This is a genomic window from Mesorhizobium sp. M0077 (genome assembly GCF_040322955.1).
Taxonomy (GTDB): domain Bacteria; phylum Pseudomonadota; class Alphaproteobacteria; order Rhizobiales; family Rhizobiaceae; genus Mesorhizobium.
Window position 1 is genome coordinate 115767 of sequence record NZ_JAMYUL010000004.1, and the last position, 15404, is coordinate 131170.

14 protein-coding genes are annotated in these 15404 nt (G+C 63.7%); 8 read left to right on the forward strand and 6 right to left on the reverse strand.

Annotation, left to right across the window (positions count from 1 at the left end):
• Window positions 1-15: 15 nt before the first annotated feature.
• The 4 genes from NKJ57_RS10290 to gcvA all read right to left on the reverse strand — a co-directional run bounded on the left by NKJ57_RS10290 (window position 16) and on the right by gcvA (window position 5549).
• On the reverse strand, window positions 16-1320 hold the full coding sequence (locus tag NKJ57_RS10290) for an ABC transporter substrate-binding protein (protein WP_352510616.1): 1305 nt from the start codon (window positions 1318-1320) through the stop codon (window positions 16-18).
• 152 nt (window positions 1321-1472) lie between these two features.
• On the reverse strand, window positions 1473-2915 hold the full coding sequence (locus tag NKJ57_RS10295; RefSeq protein ID WP_352510617.1) for a hypothetical protein: 1443 nt from the start codon (window positions 2913-2915) through the stop codon (window positions 1473-1475).
• A 191-nt stretch (window positions 2916-3106) separates the two neighbouring features.
• On the reverse strand, window positions 3107-4411 hold the full coding sequence (gene pncB, locus NKJ57_RS10300) for a nicotinate phosphoribosyltransferase (RefSeq protein WP_352497003.1): 1305 nt from the start codon (window positions 4409-4411) through the stop codon (window positions 3107-3109).
• A gap of 169 nt (window positions 4412-4580) precedes the next feature.
• Window positions 4581-5549: a transcriptional regulator GcvA gene (gene gcvA, locus NKJ57_RS10305; protein ID WP_023671280.1), complete on the reverse strand. Its 969-nt coding sequence runs from the start codon at window positions 5547-5549 to the stop codon at window positions 4581-4583.
• A gap of 207 nt (window positions 5550-5756) precedes the next feature.
• Between gcvA and speB the strand changes: the two genes are divergently transcribed.
• The 8 genes from speB (at window position 5757) to NKJ57_RS10345 (ending at window position 12926) form a co-directional block, all read left to right on the forward strand.
• A complete protein-coding gene (speB, locus tag NKJ57_RS10310) occupies window positions 5757-6818 on the forward strand; it encodes an agmatinase (RefSeq protein WP_023703696.1) in 1062 nt (353 codons plus the stop codon).
• 83 nt (window positions 6819-6901) lie between these two features.
• On the forward strand, window positions 6902-7696 hold the full coding sequence (locus NKJ57_RS10315; protein ID WP_023703697.1) for a transporter substrate-binding domain-containing protein: 795 nt from the start codon (window positions 6902-6904) through the stop codon (window positions 7694-7696).
• A 6-nt stretch (window positions 7697-7702) separates the two neighbouring features.
• Window positions 7703-8359, forward strand: a complete 657-nt coding sequence (locus tag NKJ57_RS10320; protein ID WP_023671277.1) for an amino acid ABC transporter permease — start codon at window positions 7703-7705, stop codon at window positions 8357-8359.
• Window positions 8356-9003, forward strand: coding sequence for an amino acid ABC transporter permease (locus NKJ57_RS10325; RefSeq protein ID WP_023739697.1), 648 nt, complete (start codon window positions 8356-8358; stop codon window positions 9001-9003). The genes NKJ57_RS10320 and NKJ57_RS10325 overlap by 4 nt, the downstream gene beginning before the upstream one ends.
• Before the next feature lie 68 nt (window positions 9004-9071).
• The gene (locus NKJ57_RS10330; RefSeq protein ID WP_023732670.1) at window positions 9072-10160 is read left to right on the forward strand and encodes an ABC transporter substrate-binding protein; all 1089 of its coding nucleotides are present in this window, start codon (window positions 9072-9074) and stop codon (window positions 10158-10160) included.
• Between the two features lie 77 nt (window positions 10161-10237).
• Complete coding sequence (locus tag NKJ57_RS10335) at window positions 10238-11275, forward strand: ABC transporter ATP-binding protein (protein WP_352510618.1); 1038 nt, start codon at window positions 10238-10240, stop codon at window positions 11273-11275.
• A complete protein-coding gene (locus NKJ57_RS10340; protein ID WP_023732672.1) occupies window positions 11272-12126 on the forward strand; it encodes an ABC transporter permease in 855 nt (284 codons plus the stop codon). The genes NKJ57_RS10335 and NKJ57_RS10340 overlap by 4 nt, the downstream gene beginning before the upstream one ends.
• The gene (locus NKJ57_RS10345; RefSeq protein ID WP_352510619.1) at window positions 12123-12926 is read left to right on the forward strand and encodes an ABC transporter permease; all 804 of its coding nucleotides are present in this window, start codon (window positions 12123-12125) and stop codon (window positions 12924-12926) included. The genes NKJ57_RS10340 and NKJ57_RS10345 overlap by 4 nt, the downstream gene beginning before the upstream one ends.
• Before the next feature lie 51 nt (window positions 12927-12977).
• Here NKJ57_RS10345 and NKJ57_RS10350 read toward each other — a convergent pair whose 3' ends face one another.
• Window positions 12978-14381, reverse strand: coding sequence for an MATE family efflux transporter (locus tag NKJ57_RS10350; RefSeq protein ID WP_352510620.1), 1404 nt, complete (start codon window positions 14379-14381; stop codon window positions 12978-12980).
• A gap of 245 nt (window positions 14382-14626) precedes the next feature.
• The gene (locus NKJ57_RS10355) at window positions 14627-15388 is read right to left on the reverse strand and encodes an SDR family NAD(P)-dependent oxidoreductase (RefSeq protein WP_023736909.1); all 762 of its coding nucleotides are present in this window, start codon (window positions 15386-15388) and stop codon (window positions 14627-14629) included.
• Between the last annotated feature and the right edge of the window lie 16 nt (window positions 15389-15404).

A 15404-nucleotide genomic window follows, 5' to 3' on the forward strand; every position in this document is an offset into this window, starting at 1 on the left:
GGAGGGTAAGGCGCCTCACAGCGCCTGCGTCGTATAATCCCCTTCGGCCTCGTAAAGCCCGTCCTCGATCTTGGTCTTGTGGACGACCTTCATCTTGCCGCCTTCGACCTTGGAGATGTTCTGGATGCCAAAACACTGGTGGATCTTGCCGTTGAAGGTCTTCGGCCCCTGCGGATGCTCCGGCCCTTCGGCGAATTCGGTCAGCGCCTCGGCCGCCTCGACCAGCTTGGCGCGGTCTTCCGGGCCCTTGTAGCCGGCTTCTTCCATCGCCTTCTTGACGACATAGAGCGTCTCCCAGCAGCCGAACATGTGGGCGGCGGTGGAGACGTCCTTGGGGTCGCCGACGGCAGCGCCATTGTCGTCGATGCCGACGGCGGCGCGGTAGGCTTTCTGCGCGGCCGAGTCATTGGCCTGGGCATAGCGCGGCGAGCCTTCCCAGAAATGGCTGCCGTCCAGGAATTCGAGGCCGGGGCTGTTGATGTCGGTGGCTTCGAGCGAATCGATGAAGCCGAACAGCTGCGGCCGGTTGGAGCCGTAGAACTCCCCGAGTTCCTTGACGAAGGTGAGCACGGCCGGGCCGACCATGACATGGTAGATGACTTCGGTCTCGGCCGGGATCTGCGGGAAGTATTTCGTGAAAGACGACTCTGTCGGCGGGATGGCGATCTGGGCGATGACCTCGGCGCCTTGCGCCTTCAGCGCCGGCGGCAGGTAGTCGCGATGGTCGTAGCCGAAGGCGAAATCGGGGAAGATCTGCGTCACCTTCTTGCCGGCATTGGCCGCGATCCATGGCGCCATCGACTGGATCTGGCTCTTCACATCGGTGATGCCGGGCTGGAAGACGTAGCGGTTGAGCTTGGTCGAAGCGACATGGTGGCCTTCGCTGACGACGAAATAAGGGATCTTGTTTTCGCCGGCGGCCGGCGCCGAGCCGATCACGACATGCGAGAACAGCGTGCCGAAGACGATGTCGGTCTTGTGCTGGGTGGCGAACTTGCCGACCACTTCGGCGCCACGGCCGGGATCGGTGCCGTCATCCTCGATCACCAGTTCGACCGGCCGGCCGTTGATGCCGCCGGCATCGTTGATCGCCTTGACCGCGGCGGCACTGGTCTTTTCGTACCAGCGGCCATAGGCGGCGCCGATGCCGGTGCGGTGCGACTGGAAGCCGATCTTGATTGGCGCCGAACTCTGCGCCTGGCTGTAGCGGACGAAGCCGGACGCGAGCGTCAGCCCGGCGCTGGCGGCGAGACCTTTCAGCGCGGTGCGGCGGCTAAGGGTGGATTTGGAGAGATCGAAAAACCCATTCTTGTCAGTCACGGCAGTTCCCCTGTTTTTGAGTTTTGACTGTCTGTAACGAGGCAAGGCCACTCCCTTGCAGGAGGGGCAGAAATTGCATGTGTACAAACTAAATCACCAAAGCACAGAGCTTGCAAGCGGGCTTTCCGCAAAGGCATGTTGATCAGCTTGTCTCATCCGGCCGTCGGCGTGGCAAGCAACCACAGGCCGAAGATCGTGTAGGCAATCATCAGCATGGTGAGCGGCAACTGGCTGAGGGCGGCGCGCGATGGCACCTGGTGCAGTCGCCAGGCCAGGCCATGGGCAACGAGCACCGCCAGCATATGGCCGGCGATGATGATGCCGGCCTGCAGGTTCCACAGCCACCAGGCGGAGTCGGCGCCGGCGACGATGCCGGCCTCGATCTGCATGTCGGCGGCGCCGAACAGGTTCCATCCCAGCGCGAACGGGTCGGACAGAGCGGCGATCGCATACTGGCCGTCGACCAGCAGCGCCGTCAGATAGTGCGCGACATGATAGGCAAGCGCGATCGGCACGATCGACCACACCAGCAGCCCGGCGGCCTCGCGGAGGGAATGTCGGCTGCCGGCGAGGCGCTGGCCGAGGATGACGGCCAGCAGGAATGCCGCCGCCAGCAGAACGAAGGTCAGCACTAGGCCGAAGCTGCTAACGCCGATGAGCGCCGTGCGGCCGGGATATTCCAGCGGGTTGATGCCGAACAGGCCGAGCCAGAAGAAGGTTTTCGACAGGCCGTCGAAGGACACCGATGACAGGCTGAGCAGCAGGAAAGCGATGCCGCTTGCCGGCAGGGGTGCCGCGCCGAGCAGTTTTGAGCCCGGCCAGCAGAGAGCGAGGCGACCGTGCTCATCGCGCTCGACGATGGCGAAACGAGCCACCATGGCGAAAAAGATCGTCAGGAATTCGCCGCGCCGGCTCCAATCGCGGTAGCCGAAGGCGAGCATGGCGATGAAGGTAAGCAACCAGTAGAGGCCGGCGGCATAGGCCAGCCGCGCCGGGTCGTCGGGCGCCGGGTCGATCAGCTCGAACCAGGCGAAGGCCAAGAACAGGATAACGGCTGGCCAGCAGCCGAGCCATGAAGGCAAACGCGATTCCTGTCCCTCACCGCCACGAAGCTTGAACAGGCGGCTTACGATCCGCCACGGGCCATACCATGGGTTCAGCCACGACCAGAGATCGCCGAACAGGCCTTGCGCGATGGCAAGGCCGACCCAGAGCAGCGTCCAGATGGTTAGCGGCAGCGGATTGGAGAGCGGATCGCGGCTGCCGAACAGGCCGGCGGCGTTGAGCGTTGCGAAGCCGGCAAAGGAGATGAGGCTGATGATTGTGCGAGGGGTGTCGGCGAATGGGAAGAGCGGCAGGCGGCGGCGCCAGAAGCGGTGGAGGGTTGCGGGTGGCAGCAGGGCGAGAACGAGGAAGCTTACCGCGACGGCAAGCGCGCCGCCGGCGATGTAGTAGCCTGTCGGCAGGAGGAGGACGTGACCGCGGTCGGCGGCGTGCGCGAGGGCGGGGGTGGGGAGGAGTGTGAGGGTGGTGGTGATAAGGGTTGGCCGGTGACAGCCGCGCTCTACGACGCCACCCTCTGTCCTGCCGGACATCTCCCCCTCGAGGGGGGAGATTGGCAGTTGCCCTGCCGGCGCTTCCTTTGCAACGTCGGAGATTAGCGAAGGCGGAGATGACGGGGTAATCTCCCCCCTTGCGGGGGAGATGTCCGGCAGGACAGAGGGGGGTGGGCGGGAACTCACGCTATCGCGATTTCCATTTCGTCCAGCAAGGCACCCGCCGACCCTCAAACCTTGACCAGCTGCTCCACGCGATCCTTCGCCCCAAAAATCCGGAGATAGCGCTCGATCTCCTTCTTGTCGCCCGTCGCTTTCGCCGGATTGTCCGACAGCTTCACCGCCGGCCGGCCATTGGCCTCCGTCACCTTGCAGACCAGCGATATCGCATCGAGGCTGTTGGTTTCGGTCGGCGCGCAGCCTTCGAAATCGTTGGTGAGGTTGGTGCCCCAGCCGAAGGACATGCGCACCTTGCCCTTGAAGTGCTTGTAGGTCTCCTCGATGGTCTCGACCTCGAGCCCGTCGGAGAAGATCAGCAGCTTCTGCCTGGGGTCCTTGCCCTTCTCGCGCCACCAGTCGATGATTTTTTCACCGCCTTCGATCGGCGGCGCACTGTCGGGGCGGAAGCCGGTCCAGTCGGCGACCCAGTCCGGGGCGTCGCGCAGGAAGGATGCGGTGCCGAAAGCGTCGGGCAGCACGATCAGAAGGTTGCCGCCGTAATAGCGCTGCCAGTCCTGCAGCACCTTGTAGGGCGATTCCTTCAATTCCTTTTCCGACTTGGCAAGGGCGGCAAAAACCATCGGCAATTCATGCGCATTGGTGCCGAGCGCTTCGAGGTCGTTGTCCATGGCCAGCAGCACGTTGGAGGTCCCGGTGAAGGCTTCGCCAATGCCTTCCTTGAGCGCCTCGACGCACCAGCGCTGCCACAGGAAGGAATGGCGGCGGCGGGTGCCGAAATCGGAGATGCGGATGCCGGGCAGCGCCTTCAAGCGTTCGGTCTTGGCCCACATCTTCCCCTTGGCGCGTGCATAGAGCACGTCAAGCGCGAAGGGACCGAAGGCGCGCATGGCGGCGCGGGAACGAAGCTCATTGATGATCGCCAGCGCCGGGATTTCCCACAGGGTGGTGTACATCCAGGGACCGCTGAAGGAGAGCTCGTACTGACCGTCGCGCTTGGACAGCTCGTAGTCGGGCAGCCGAAAACCTTCCAGCCAGGCGAGGAATTCCGGCTCGAAGATCTGTTTGCGGCCATAGAAATTGTTACCGCCAAGCCAGATCATCTCCTTCTTGGAGAAGCGCAGCGTGCGGGCATGGTCGAGCTGGTCGCGCAATTCGCCTTCGTCGATGTCGTCGGCAAGCCGCACCGAAGTGGTGCGGTTGATCAGCGAAAAGGTGGCGTCGACCTTAGGGTACATGCCCCAGATCATCTGCAGCATCAAAAGCTTGTAGAAATCGGTGTCGAGCAGGCTGCGGACGATCGGGTCCAGCTTCCAGGTGTGGTTGTAGACGCGCCGCGCTATATCGGTTCTTGCCATGTCCTGCCGTCGCCTTCGCTGCTCACGTCCGTCTTACGCAATTCCGGACGGGAAACCGCCGCACATTTTTCCTGGAATTGCCTGGCAAGAGCTTATTAGCATTGAATTTTCGAAAGCGCTTCCCGCTTTCCGGGCTGGCCCGACAAAAAGCAGCCGCTCCGATCCAGCCTCAACTCTTGGCTCCCACCACCCGCAGCGCCGGACGCTTCCGGCGGCTGCCGATGCGGCCAGCCACCGGCGCGTCGGCGCGGCTGTCGGCCTGTTCCTTTTCGGCGAACAGCCAGTCGACAAACAGCTGTACGATCGGCGCTGAACGCATCTCGTTGCGGCAAACGACGTAGAAATCGTCGACCGCCGGCACCGACAGGCTGAACGGCGCCACCAGCAGGCCCCTGGCGAGCAGCATGCTGGCGGTGACGGAATCGCCGAGCGCCACGCCATGGCCGTGAACCGCGGCTTCGATGGCCGTGCGGGCGTCGCCGAGATGGTGACGGCGGCCGCGTTCGAGGTCGAGCCCGTCGGCGGCGGCCAGCCAGGTGTGCCATTCGCGGCCATCATCGCCATGCAGGATGACATGGCCAGCAAGATCCCGGCAGATGCGGAGCGGCCGGTTGTTGATCAGCGTCGGGCTGACCACCGGGAACAGTTCGAGGCCCGACCATTTGCGCATCCAGCAATCTGTCCAGCTGCCGTCGCCATAGAGCACGCAGACATCGACCTGTGGGGCGCGGATGTCCTTGGGGTCGTTGGACGGGATCAGCGTCAACCTGATATCAGGATATTGCGCCATGAAGCTGCCGAGCCGCGGCGTCATCCACAGAAGCAGCAGCGCCGGCACGCAGGAGACCGACAGCGTACCGGCGCTGGCTGGCCTGGTCATGCGCTGGGTGGCGGCGGCGATGCCGTCGAAGGCGGTCGAGACCGCCGGCAGCAGTTCGGCGCCGTGCGGGGTGAGCTTTACCCGCTGTCCGGTGCGTTCGAACAGTTTTACGCCGAGTGATTGCTCGAGCGCCTTGATCTGGTGGCTGATCGCGCCGTGGGTGACGTTGAGCTCACTCGCCGCCTTGGTCAGCGAGGCATGCCGCGCCGTCGCCTCGAAGGCGCGCAGGGGATTCAAGGGGGGCAGACGCTTGGCCATGAGCAACCGGATACTCTGTGAGATTTTCTCACAATCAGCACCGTAACAATATCAATTGATTTTTCAATGCGGCTGCCGGACACTTTGGCAGGTCAACAGCATTAATGACGTGAAATCTACAGGCAGCCAGCGGGACAGCGACCCGGCCGGATGATGGTCAGTTTGCAGACGCTGCCGCATGCACCAGCCCGGCAGGAGGAGACCGACATGGGTTATGACAGAGGCAAGCTCGACGCGCTGCGCCGCAAATATGGCGAGAGCCATGGCGGCGAGATGTTCGACCCGAAGTTCCGCAAGGTCGCCGACAAGATCTTCTCCAAGAGCGGCACCCGACTCGCGCCCTATGCCGGCATCCCGACCTTCCTCGCCGCGCCCTACCGTGAAATCGCTGCCGACAATCCGGATTTCGGCGATTTGCAGGTGGCGATCATCGGCGTGCCGATGGATCTCGGCGTCACCAACCGGCCCGGCTCGCGCTTCGGGCCAAGGGCGCTGCGCGCCATCGAGCGCATCGGCCCTTACAATCATGTGCTGGAATGCGCGCCGACGCATGAGCTGCGCGTCGCCGACATCGGCGATACGCCGTTCCGCAGCCGCTACCGGCTGGAGGTCAGCCACGAAGACATCGAGCGCCGCACCAACCAGATCGTCGATGCCGGCGTGCTGCCGCTTTCGGTCGGCGGCGACCACTCGATCAGCCATCCGATCCTGAAGGCGGTCGGCAAGAAGGCGCCGGTCGGCATGATCCATATCGACGCCCATTGCGACACAAGCGGGCTGTTCGACATGACCAAGTTCCATCATGGCGGACCGTTCCGCAACGCGGTGCTGGACGGCGTGCTCGACCCCACCCGCACCATCCAGATCGGCATCCGCGGCTCGGCCGAGTATCTGTGGGAGTTCACCTACGAATCCGGCATGACGGTCGTGCATGCCGAAGAGGTGACGGGTCTCGGCATTCCGGCCATCATCGAGAAGGCGCGCAAAATCGTCGGCGACGGCCCGACCTACATTTCCTTCGACGTCGACAGTGTCGATCCGGCCTTCGCGCCGGGTACCGGCACGCCGGAAATAGGCGGCCTGACGACGCGCGAGGTGCTCGAACTGCTGCGCGGCTTGAAAGGTCTCAACATTGTCGGCGGCGATGTCGTCGAGGTGGCGCCGCAATATGACGCGACCACCAACACCGCCCATGTCGGCGCCCAGGTCCTGTTCGAGATTCTGAGCCTGATGGTGTTCAGCCCGGCGATCACCGGCAAGGGGGCCTGACGGATTTCACATGCAAAGGCGGCCGCCGCGCTGGAGCCGGCGGCCGTTTCCAAAACAAACAAGCTTCCAGAAGGGGAATACCAATGACAATCCATATGAAATCAACCATCGCCGCCGCGCTGATGCTCGCCGGCCTCGGCTTCGCCTCCCAGGCCAATGCCGACGCCGTCGACGACATCACCAAGGCCGGCGCCATCAATGTCGGCATCTTCTCCGACTTTCCGCCCTTCTCCTCGGCCAGCGCCGATATGAGCATCAAGGGTTACGACGTCGACGTCGCGCAGGCGATCGCCGATTCACTTAAGGTGAAGCTCAATCTGGTCAGCGTCACCGGCCAGAACCGCATCCCGTATCTCACCGACAAGCGCGTCGATATCCTGATGAGCGTCGGCTATTCCAAGGAGCGCGAGGAGGTCATCGATTTCGCCGCCGCCTATGCGCCCTATTACATCGCCGTCATCGGTCCGGCAGCGCTTTCGATCAAAGGCAAGGAAGATCTCGCCGACAAGTCGATCGCCGTCAATCGCGGCACGCTGGAGGATACGTCGCTGACCGAGGCGGCGCCGGCATCGGCCGACATCAAGCGCTTCGACAACTACAATTCCGTCATCCAGGCCTTCATCTCGGGCCAGACCCAGCTGATGGTGGTCGGCAATGATGTCGGCGCCCAGGTGCTGGCCAAGCAGGACGCGCTGAAGCCGGAGCAGAAGTTCCAGCTTCTGACCTCGCCTTCGCATATCGGCCTCAACAAGAAAGAGGACCGGCTGAAGACGGCGGTCAATGATGCGGTTGCCAAGATGCTGGCCGACGGCAAGCTCGATGAGAGCTCGAAGGCCTGGCTGAAGACGCCGCTCAATCCCGACAACCTCAAGGATTGAGTTCTCGTGGCCTTTGCCTGGCTCCCAGGCGCTGTGGGCGACATCGCGCGCGGCGCGGCCACGACGATCCTGTTGATCGTCGTGACCACGCTCGTGGGCACGCTGCTCAGCATCCTGGGCGCTGCCGGCCGGCGCAACGGCCCGGTATTCGTGAAGCGCGCCATCGCGGTCTATGTCGAGGTGATGCGCAACACGCCGTTCCTGGTGCAGCTGTTCTTCATCTTCTTCGGCCTGCCCAGCCTCGGCATAAGGCTCGATCCGATCCTGGCCGCCATGCTGGCAATGACGCTCAACATGGCAGCCTACACCATTGAAATCGTCGGCGCCGGTCTCGATGCCGTGCCCGGCGGACAAACGGAAGCAGCGCTTGCACTGGGCTTGAGACCGCGCCAGGTGTTCATCAAGATCGTGCTGCCGCAGGCGCTCAAGGTGATCTACCCGGCGCTGACCAGCCAGATCGTCATCATGATGCTGGAATCGGCCGTGGTGTCGCAGATCGCCGTGCGCGAGCTGACCTATGAGGCCGACATGCTGCAAGCCCGCACCTTCCGGTCCTTCGAAACCTATTTCGTCGTGACCCTGGTCTACCTCGTCCTGTCCATGGCCTTGCGCCGGCTGCTGGTCACAGGCGGGCGCCGCGTATTGGGGGCAGGTGTCACATGATCGAATTCACCTTCTGGGACATCGTTCGCAATCTGCTGCTCGCCGCCCGCTGGACGGTGCTGTTGTCACTGGCCGCCTTCGTCGGCGGGGCGCTGGTCGGGCTGATCGTGCTGTTCTTCAGGATCGCAGAGAATAAATGGAGCCAGCGGGTCGCTTCAGGCTACATCGCCCTGTTCCAGGGAACGCCGCTGTTGATGCAGCTGTTCCTGATGTTCTTCGGCCTGCCGATGCTCGGCCTGCGCATCGAGCCATGGACGGCAGCGGTGCTCGGCCTGACCTTCTTCGCCAGCGCCTATCTGGCCGAGATCTGGCGCAGCGGCGTCGATGCGCTGCCGCTGGGACAGTGGGATGCCGGCGCCAGCCTTGGCCTGCACCGTCTGCAGGAGCTCAGGCTGATCATCCTGCCGCAGGCGTTCTCGATCACAAGGGCGCCGATCGTCGGCTTCCTGGTGCAGTTGATCAAGTCGACGGCGCTGACCTCGATCATCGGCTTCGAGGAGCTGGTCAGAACCTCCAACGCCATCAACAACGCCACCTTCGAACCGTTCAAGGTCTACGGGCTGGTGGCGCTGATCTTCTTCGTCATGTGCTTTCCACTGACGCAATACGCCCGTACGCTCGAACAACGAGCGGCGGCCCACTGACGCCAGGCGGCGACAGTGCGTGAAGGGAATCTGCCGGAATAGAACGGCATCAACTGAGGAGAAACCAGATGAACAGACTGATTGGAAAATCCCTGACACGGCGCGGCGTGCTTGGTGCGGGCCTCGCTACAGCCGGCGTGCTCGCCATGCCGTCGATCCTGCGCGCGCAGGACAAGTCGCTGAAGGTCGGCGTCTATGGCGGCTATTTCAAGAAATCCTTCGACGAGCACGTCTTCCCCGATTTCACCAAGGCCACCGGCATTGCAGTGGAATCGGTCGCCGAGCCGACCGGCGAAGCCTGGCTGGTGCAGCTCGAACAAGCGTCCAAGGCCGGCCAGGCGCCGGCCGACCTTTCGATGATGTCGCAGACCTCGACGCTGAAGGGCCAGTCGACCGAATTGTGGACGCCGCTCGATACGTTGAAGTTCAAGCACTACAACGACCTCTTGCCGCGCTTCGTCAACAAATATCCGGATGGCCGGGTCGCCGGCATCGGCGCCGTCGCCTGGTGGATCACGCTGGTCTCCAACACCGACGTCTACAAGGATGCGCCGACCTCATGGGAGACTCTGTGGGACAAGGCCAATGAGGACAAGCTTGGCCTTCTGGCACTTGCCTCGAACTCGTTCCTGCTCGAAGTGACAGCCAAGACCTTCATGGGCGGCACCAATGCGCTCGACACTGAGGACGGACTGAACAAGGCGTTCGAAAAGCTCGCCGAGCTCAAGCCGAATGTCCGGCTGTGGTATCGCGACGAGGCGCAGTTCGAGCAGGCGCTGAAGTCGGGCGAGATCCCGATGGGCCAGTATTATCACGACGTCACCGGCCTCGCGGTCGCCGACGGCTTCCATGTCCGCTCGACCTTCCCGAAGGAAGGCGGCATCCAGGATTCCGGCAATTGGGTGCTGTCGCGCGCCTCGACCAAGGTCGACGAGGCGCATGCCTTCATCGACTATATGAGCCAGCCGTCGATGCAGGGCCTGATGTCGCGCAAGGTCGGAACCACGCCGACGCTGAAGAAAGAGGTGCTCGACCTCAAGCCGGAAGAGTTCGCAGCCGTGTCGTCGGATATCGATCCGATCATCCCGCGCTACGACCTCTATACGTCGAAGGCCGACTGGATCAACCAGAAGTGGACCGAGCTGATCGTCGGCTGAGCCGTTCGATCCGTCTGAACCACAGCGGCCGCCGGCATAGTCCGGCGGCCCCTTAGCAAACCCTCCAAGGGATGAGCATGTCCGGACTAGACATCAACGTCGTCACCAAAAAATTCGGCAACTTCGCCGCCGTCGACAATGTCCAGCTCAACGTGCCGCATGGCACGTTCGTGTGTCTGCTCGGCCCGTCGGGCTGCGGCAAGACCACGCTGCTGCGCATGATTGCCGGACTGGAGGAGCCGACCAGCGGCGCCATCGTGCTCGACGGCGAGGACATCACGCCTTTGCCGACGCACAAGCGCAATCTCGGCATGGTGTTCCAGTCGCTGGCCCTGTTTCCGCATCTCTCTGTTGGCGACAACATCGCCTATGCGCTGCGCATTCGCGGCGCCTCGAACGAGGAGCAGAAGAAACGCGTCGACGAGTTGCTGGGCCTGATCCATCTGACCGGCTTTGCCGACCGTCCGGTGGCCAAACTATCGGGCGGCCAGCGCCAGCGCGTGGCGATCGCCCGGGCACTGGCGCTGTCACCAAAGCTGTTCCTGCTCGACGAACCGCTGTCGGCGCTCGACGCCAAATTGCGCGAGGCCATGCAGGTGGAACTGCGCCAGTTGCAGCAGCGGTTGGGCATCACCACCATCGTCGTCACCCACGACCAGCGCGAAGCCATGACCATGGCCGACCTCGTCGTCGTCATGGGCCACGGCAGGATCCTGCAGGCGGCGCCGCCGATCGAGATCTACCGCAAGCCGGCCGACGCCTTCGTCGCCGACTTCATCGGCATCACCAATCTGCTGCCGGCCGAGATCGACAGCACCGGGCGCACCACCATTCTGGGCACAGCCATTCCAGGTCTTGCCATGCCGGCGGGTCAGACTAAAGCGTCTGTATCGGTCCGCCCCGAGGATGTGCATCTCGGCAGCCCCGGCGGCTCGGCCATCACCGGCGAGGTGAGTTTCGTGCGCGATCTCGGCGGCACCATCGAGACCTTCGTCGACGTCGGCGGCACCAGCATCATTGCGGTGACGACGCCGCGCGAGCGGCATGACGTGCCGGTCGGCGCCAAGGTCGGCGTCACACTGCCGCCGGCAAGCTGCGTGGTGCTCGGCGCATGAGACGCGAAGCGCCGAAGTCGATAGCCGACTACACGCCGCTGTTCTTTCCGGCGCTGATGCTGATCGTCTTCTTCGTCGTGCCGTTCTCGACGATGATCGCGGTGAGCTTCTTCAAGCGCAATCCGTCCGGTTTCTACACACCGGATTTCGTGTTCGACAATTACGCCCGCTTCCTGTCGGTATTCTTCGGCGGCGTGCTCGGCTTTTCACTGATGCTGGCGGTGCTGGTCGCCGTCTGCTGCGTGGCCATCGCCTTCCCCTTCACCTACCTTTTGACCCGCCGGCCGCGCCGCGTGCAGACGCTATGGCTGGTCGGCCTGTTGTCGGTGCTGTCGCTGTCGGAAGTCATTATCGGCTTTGCCTGGTCGACGCTGTTTTCGCGCACGGCGGGCATCACCAATCTGTTCGTGGCGATCGGGCTGATGGACAAGCCGGTGGCGCTGCTGCCGACCTTCGGCGCGGTGCTCACCGGCATGGTTTACCAGGCGCTGCCCTATACGATCCTGGTGCTTTACCCCGCTTTGGTCCGCCTCGACCCGACATTGCTCGAGGCCGCGCGCACGCTCGGCGCCTCGCCTATCCGCGCCTTCTTCAACGTCGTCGCGCCGGCGCTGCGCAACACCATCGTGGCGACGCTGATCATGGTCTTCGTGTTTGCGCTCGGCTCCTACCTGCTGCCGCAGATTCTCGGACGGCCGCAACACTGGACGCTGTCCGTGCTGATCACCGACCAGGCGATCTACCAGTCCAACATGCCGTTCGCAGCCGCAATGGCGGTGTTCCTGGTGCTGATCTCGCTGGCGCTGGTCGGATTGACACTGCTCGTCGGACGCCGGGAGAATGCACTATGACCGCGACCTTGCTGCGCCGTGTCTATTTCACCATCGTCGCTTTGTTCCTGGCGGCGCCGCTGATCGTGGTGGCCGGGGTTTCGGTCAACTCGCGGCAGGAACTCAGCTTCCCGCCGGTCGGCTTCTCGCTCGCCTGGTACGCCCAGATCTTCACCGACCCGGAATGGCGGCTGGCGCTGATCCATTCGGTGACGCTGGCCGTTTGCTCGGCGGCCAATGCGGTTGCTGTTGCGCTGCCGCTGGCCTGGTTCCTGTGGCGGCGCATCGCGCCCTGGGCAAACATTTTCCAGGTGCTGGGGCTTGCCCCCTTCATCCTGCCGCCGGTCATCACCGCGCTCGGCTTCCTCTCCTTCTGGGCGACGGTCGGGCTGTTCGGCCAGTTCTTCACCGCCATCATCAGCCACGCCATCTTCTTCGTGACGCTGCCGCTGGTGACGCTGTCGCTGGGCTTTGCCTCGATCGACCGCTCGCTGGTAGAGGCCGCCGCCACCATGGGCGCCGACGACCGCACAGTGCTGAAAACCGTGGTGCTGCCGTTGATCCTGCCCTACCTCGTCTCGGGCTACGCCTTCGCCTTCGTCTTGTCGCTCAACGAATACATCGTCGCCTACATGACGATCGGCTTCACCACCGAGACGCTGCCGATCAAGATCTTCAACGCGCTGCGCTATGGCTACACGCCGACCATGGCTTCGGTGTCGGTGTTCTTCGTCGCGGTGGCCGCATTGGTGTTCGGCTCGATCGCCAGGTTCGGCGATATACGCAGGCTGCTCGGCGCGATGTCGTCGGACGGGAGCTGAGCGAGCCACGCCAAACGAGAACGGCCGCCGAACCCGGCGGCCGTTTTGCTTTTAATGGCTGAAGACGAGCGGCGGCGCGATCCTATCCCGCCTGAGCCAGCGGGCCAGGAGCAGCACCGCCACCACGGCCAGCCCCGACGCCAGGCCGATCCAGATGCCGACGCCGTGCAAGCCGAAATGGAAGGCGAGCAGCACGCCGAGCGGCAGGCCGATGCCCCAATAGCCGATGGCGGCATAGATCATCGGCACCTTGGTGTCGTGCAGGCCGCGCAGCATGCCGGCGGCAACGGCCTGCGCGCCGTCGAAGATCTGGAACAGCGCCGCAAAGGCAAGGAACGACACGGCCAGCGCGATCACCCTGGCATTGGCCGGATCGGTCATGTCGATGAAGGCGCCGATCAACAGATGCGGCCACAGCACCATCACCAGCGCCATCAGCGCCATGGACGAGACGCCGATGACGAAGGCGGTCCAGCCGGCGCGCGAAACGCCTGCCGGATTGCCGGCGCCATGCGCCAGCCCGACACGCACGGTGACCGCCTGGTTGAGGCCGAGCGGCACCATGAAGGAGATCGAGGCGATCTGGATGGCGATGGCGTGCGCGGCGAGCGAATCCGCATCGATCAGGCCCATCAGCAGGGCTGCCGCGTTGAAGATCGTCACCTCGAAGGCGAGGATGCCGGCGATCGGCATGCCGAGCCGCAGCAGACCCTTGAAACGCGGCCAGTCGGAGCGCCAGAAGCGGCCGAACAGGCGGTAGCGGCGGAACTTCTTCTCCAGCATCACCACGGCTGCCAGGCCGCAGAACATCAGCGTGCTCGACAGGGTGGTCGCCAGCCCCGAACCGGCAATGCCCATCGAGGTGACGCCGAGATTGCCAAACATGAACACCCAGTTGAAGAAGGCGTTGCAGGCGACGGCGACGAAGACGATGATCAGCGCCCAGCCCGGCCGCTCCAGCGCCGAGATGAAGGAACGCAGCACGATATAGCCGTAGAAGGGCAGCACCGCCCATTCGAGCCAGCGCAGATAGATGCCGGCCTGATGTGCCAATGCCGGCTCCTGGCCCATGGCCAGCAGAATGGCCTCGCCATGCCACAGCACCATCCAGATCGGGATCGAGATCAGGATCGCCAGCCACAGGCCCTGGCGCACGGTACGGCGCAAATCGCGCACCGAATAGCGCCGGCGGCCAAGCTCGGTGGCGATCATCGGCGAGGTCGCCAGCATCAGGCCGAGGCCGAAGATCAGCGGCATGAAATAGAGGTTGGCGCCGAGCGCGCCGCTGGCCAGCGTGTCCGCGCCCAGACGCCCCATCATCATGACGTCGGTCGCGGTCATCGCGGTCTGGCCGAGATTGGTCAGCACCATCGGCCAGGCCAGCGCCAGCGTCGCCCTGATTTCCTGACGCCAAAGATTTTCCGGCGCACGAGCGCCGGCTTCGATCGCAGACATTGTCCTGCTCTTTCCGATTGCGGCGCGTCGGCAACGAGGCCGGAAGCCGCACTTCCAAACGGCAAAACCTTCGGTTTCGCAGCGTTTGCGTCCTTCTATTGGACGAAATGCGGCATGAAGGCAAGGGAGGACGGGCAGCCGGCGATTGAGCCAGAAGCGGGAACCCTCCTATCCGGCTGCCCTTATTTGTTTTACGCAATTCCGGACGGAAAACCGTTACACACTTTTCCTGGAATTGCTCTAGATCAGCCGATGCTTTCGCCGCCGTCGATCACCAGTGCCTGGCCGGTCATGAAGGATGAGCGGTCGGAGACGAGGAACAGGATCGCTTCTGCGATCTCTTCGGCGCTCGCCCAGCGGCCCATCGGAATCCTGGTGCGGACATAGGTTTCGATCGCCTCGCGTCCGCCCATCTGGGCGATGAACGGTTCGTTGAAGGGGGTGTCGACCCAGCCGGGGCAGAGCGCGTTGACGCGCACATTGTGCCGGGCATAGTCGAGCGACATCTGCCTAGTCATCGCCACCACGGCATGTTTGGACGTGGCATAGGCGATCATCTCGCGGTCGTAGAAGACGCCCGAATTCGAAGCCGTGTTGAGGATGACGCCGCCGCCTTGCGCGACCATTGCCGGCATGACCAGCCGCGCGGCCAGAAACTGCGCCCGTACATTGATGCGCCAGGACGCATCCATACCATCGACCTCGACCTCGGTCAGCGTGCCGCCGACCTGGATGCCGGCGTGATTGTGCAGAATGTCGATGCGGCCATACTTGCCGAGAGTGCCTGTGATGAGCTGCCCTACCGCCGCGTCGTCAGAGACGTCGGTGACAATGGCCTCGGCCTGCCCGCCAGCCGCGCGGATACTCGCCGCTGTCGCCTCGCCGCTGGTCTTATCCCGGTCGGCGATGACCACCAGCGCGCCTTCCCTGGCCATGATCATGGCGCCGGCGCGGCCGATGCCGGAACCGGCGCCCGTCACCACGGCGATGCGGTCTTTGAGGAGCATGAATTTGTCTTTCAGC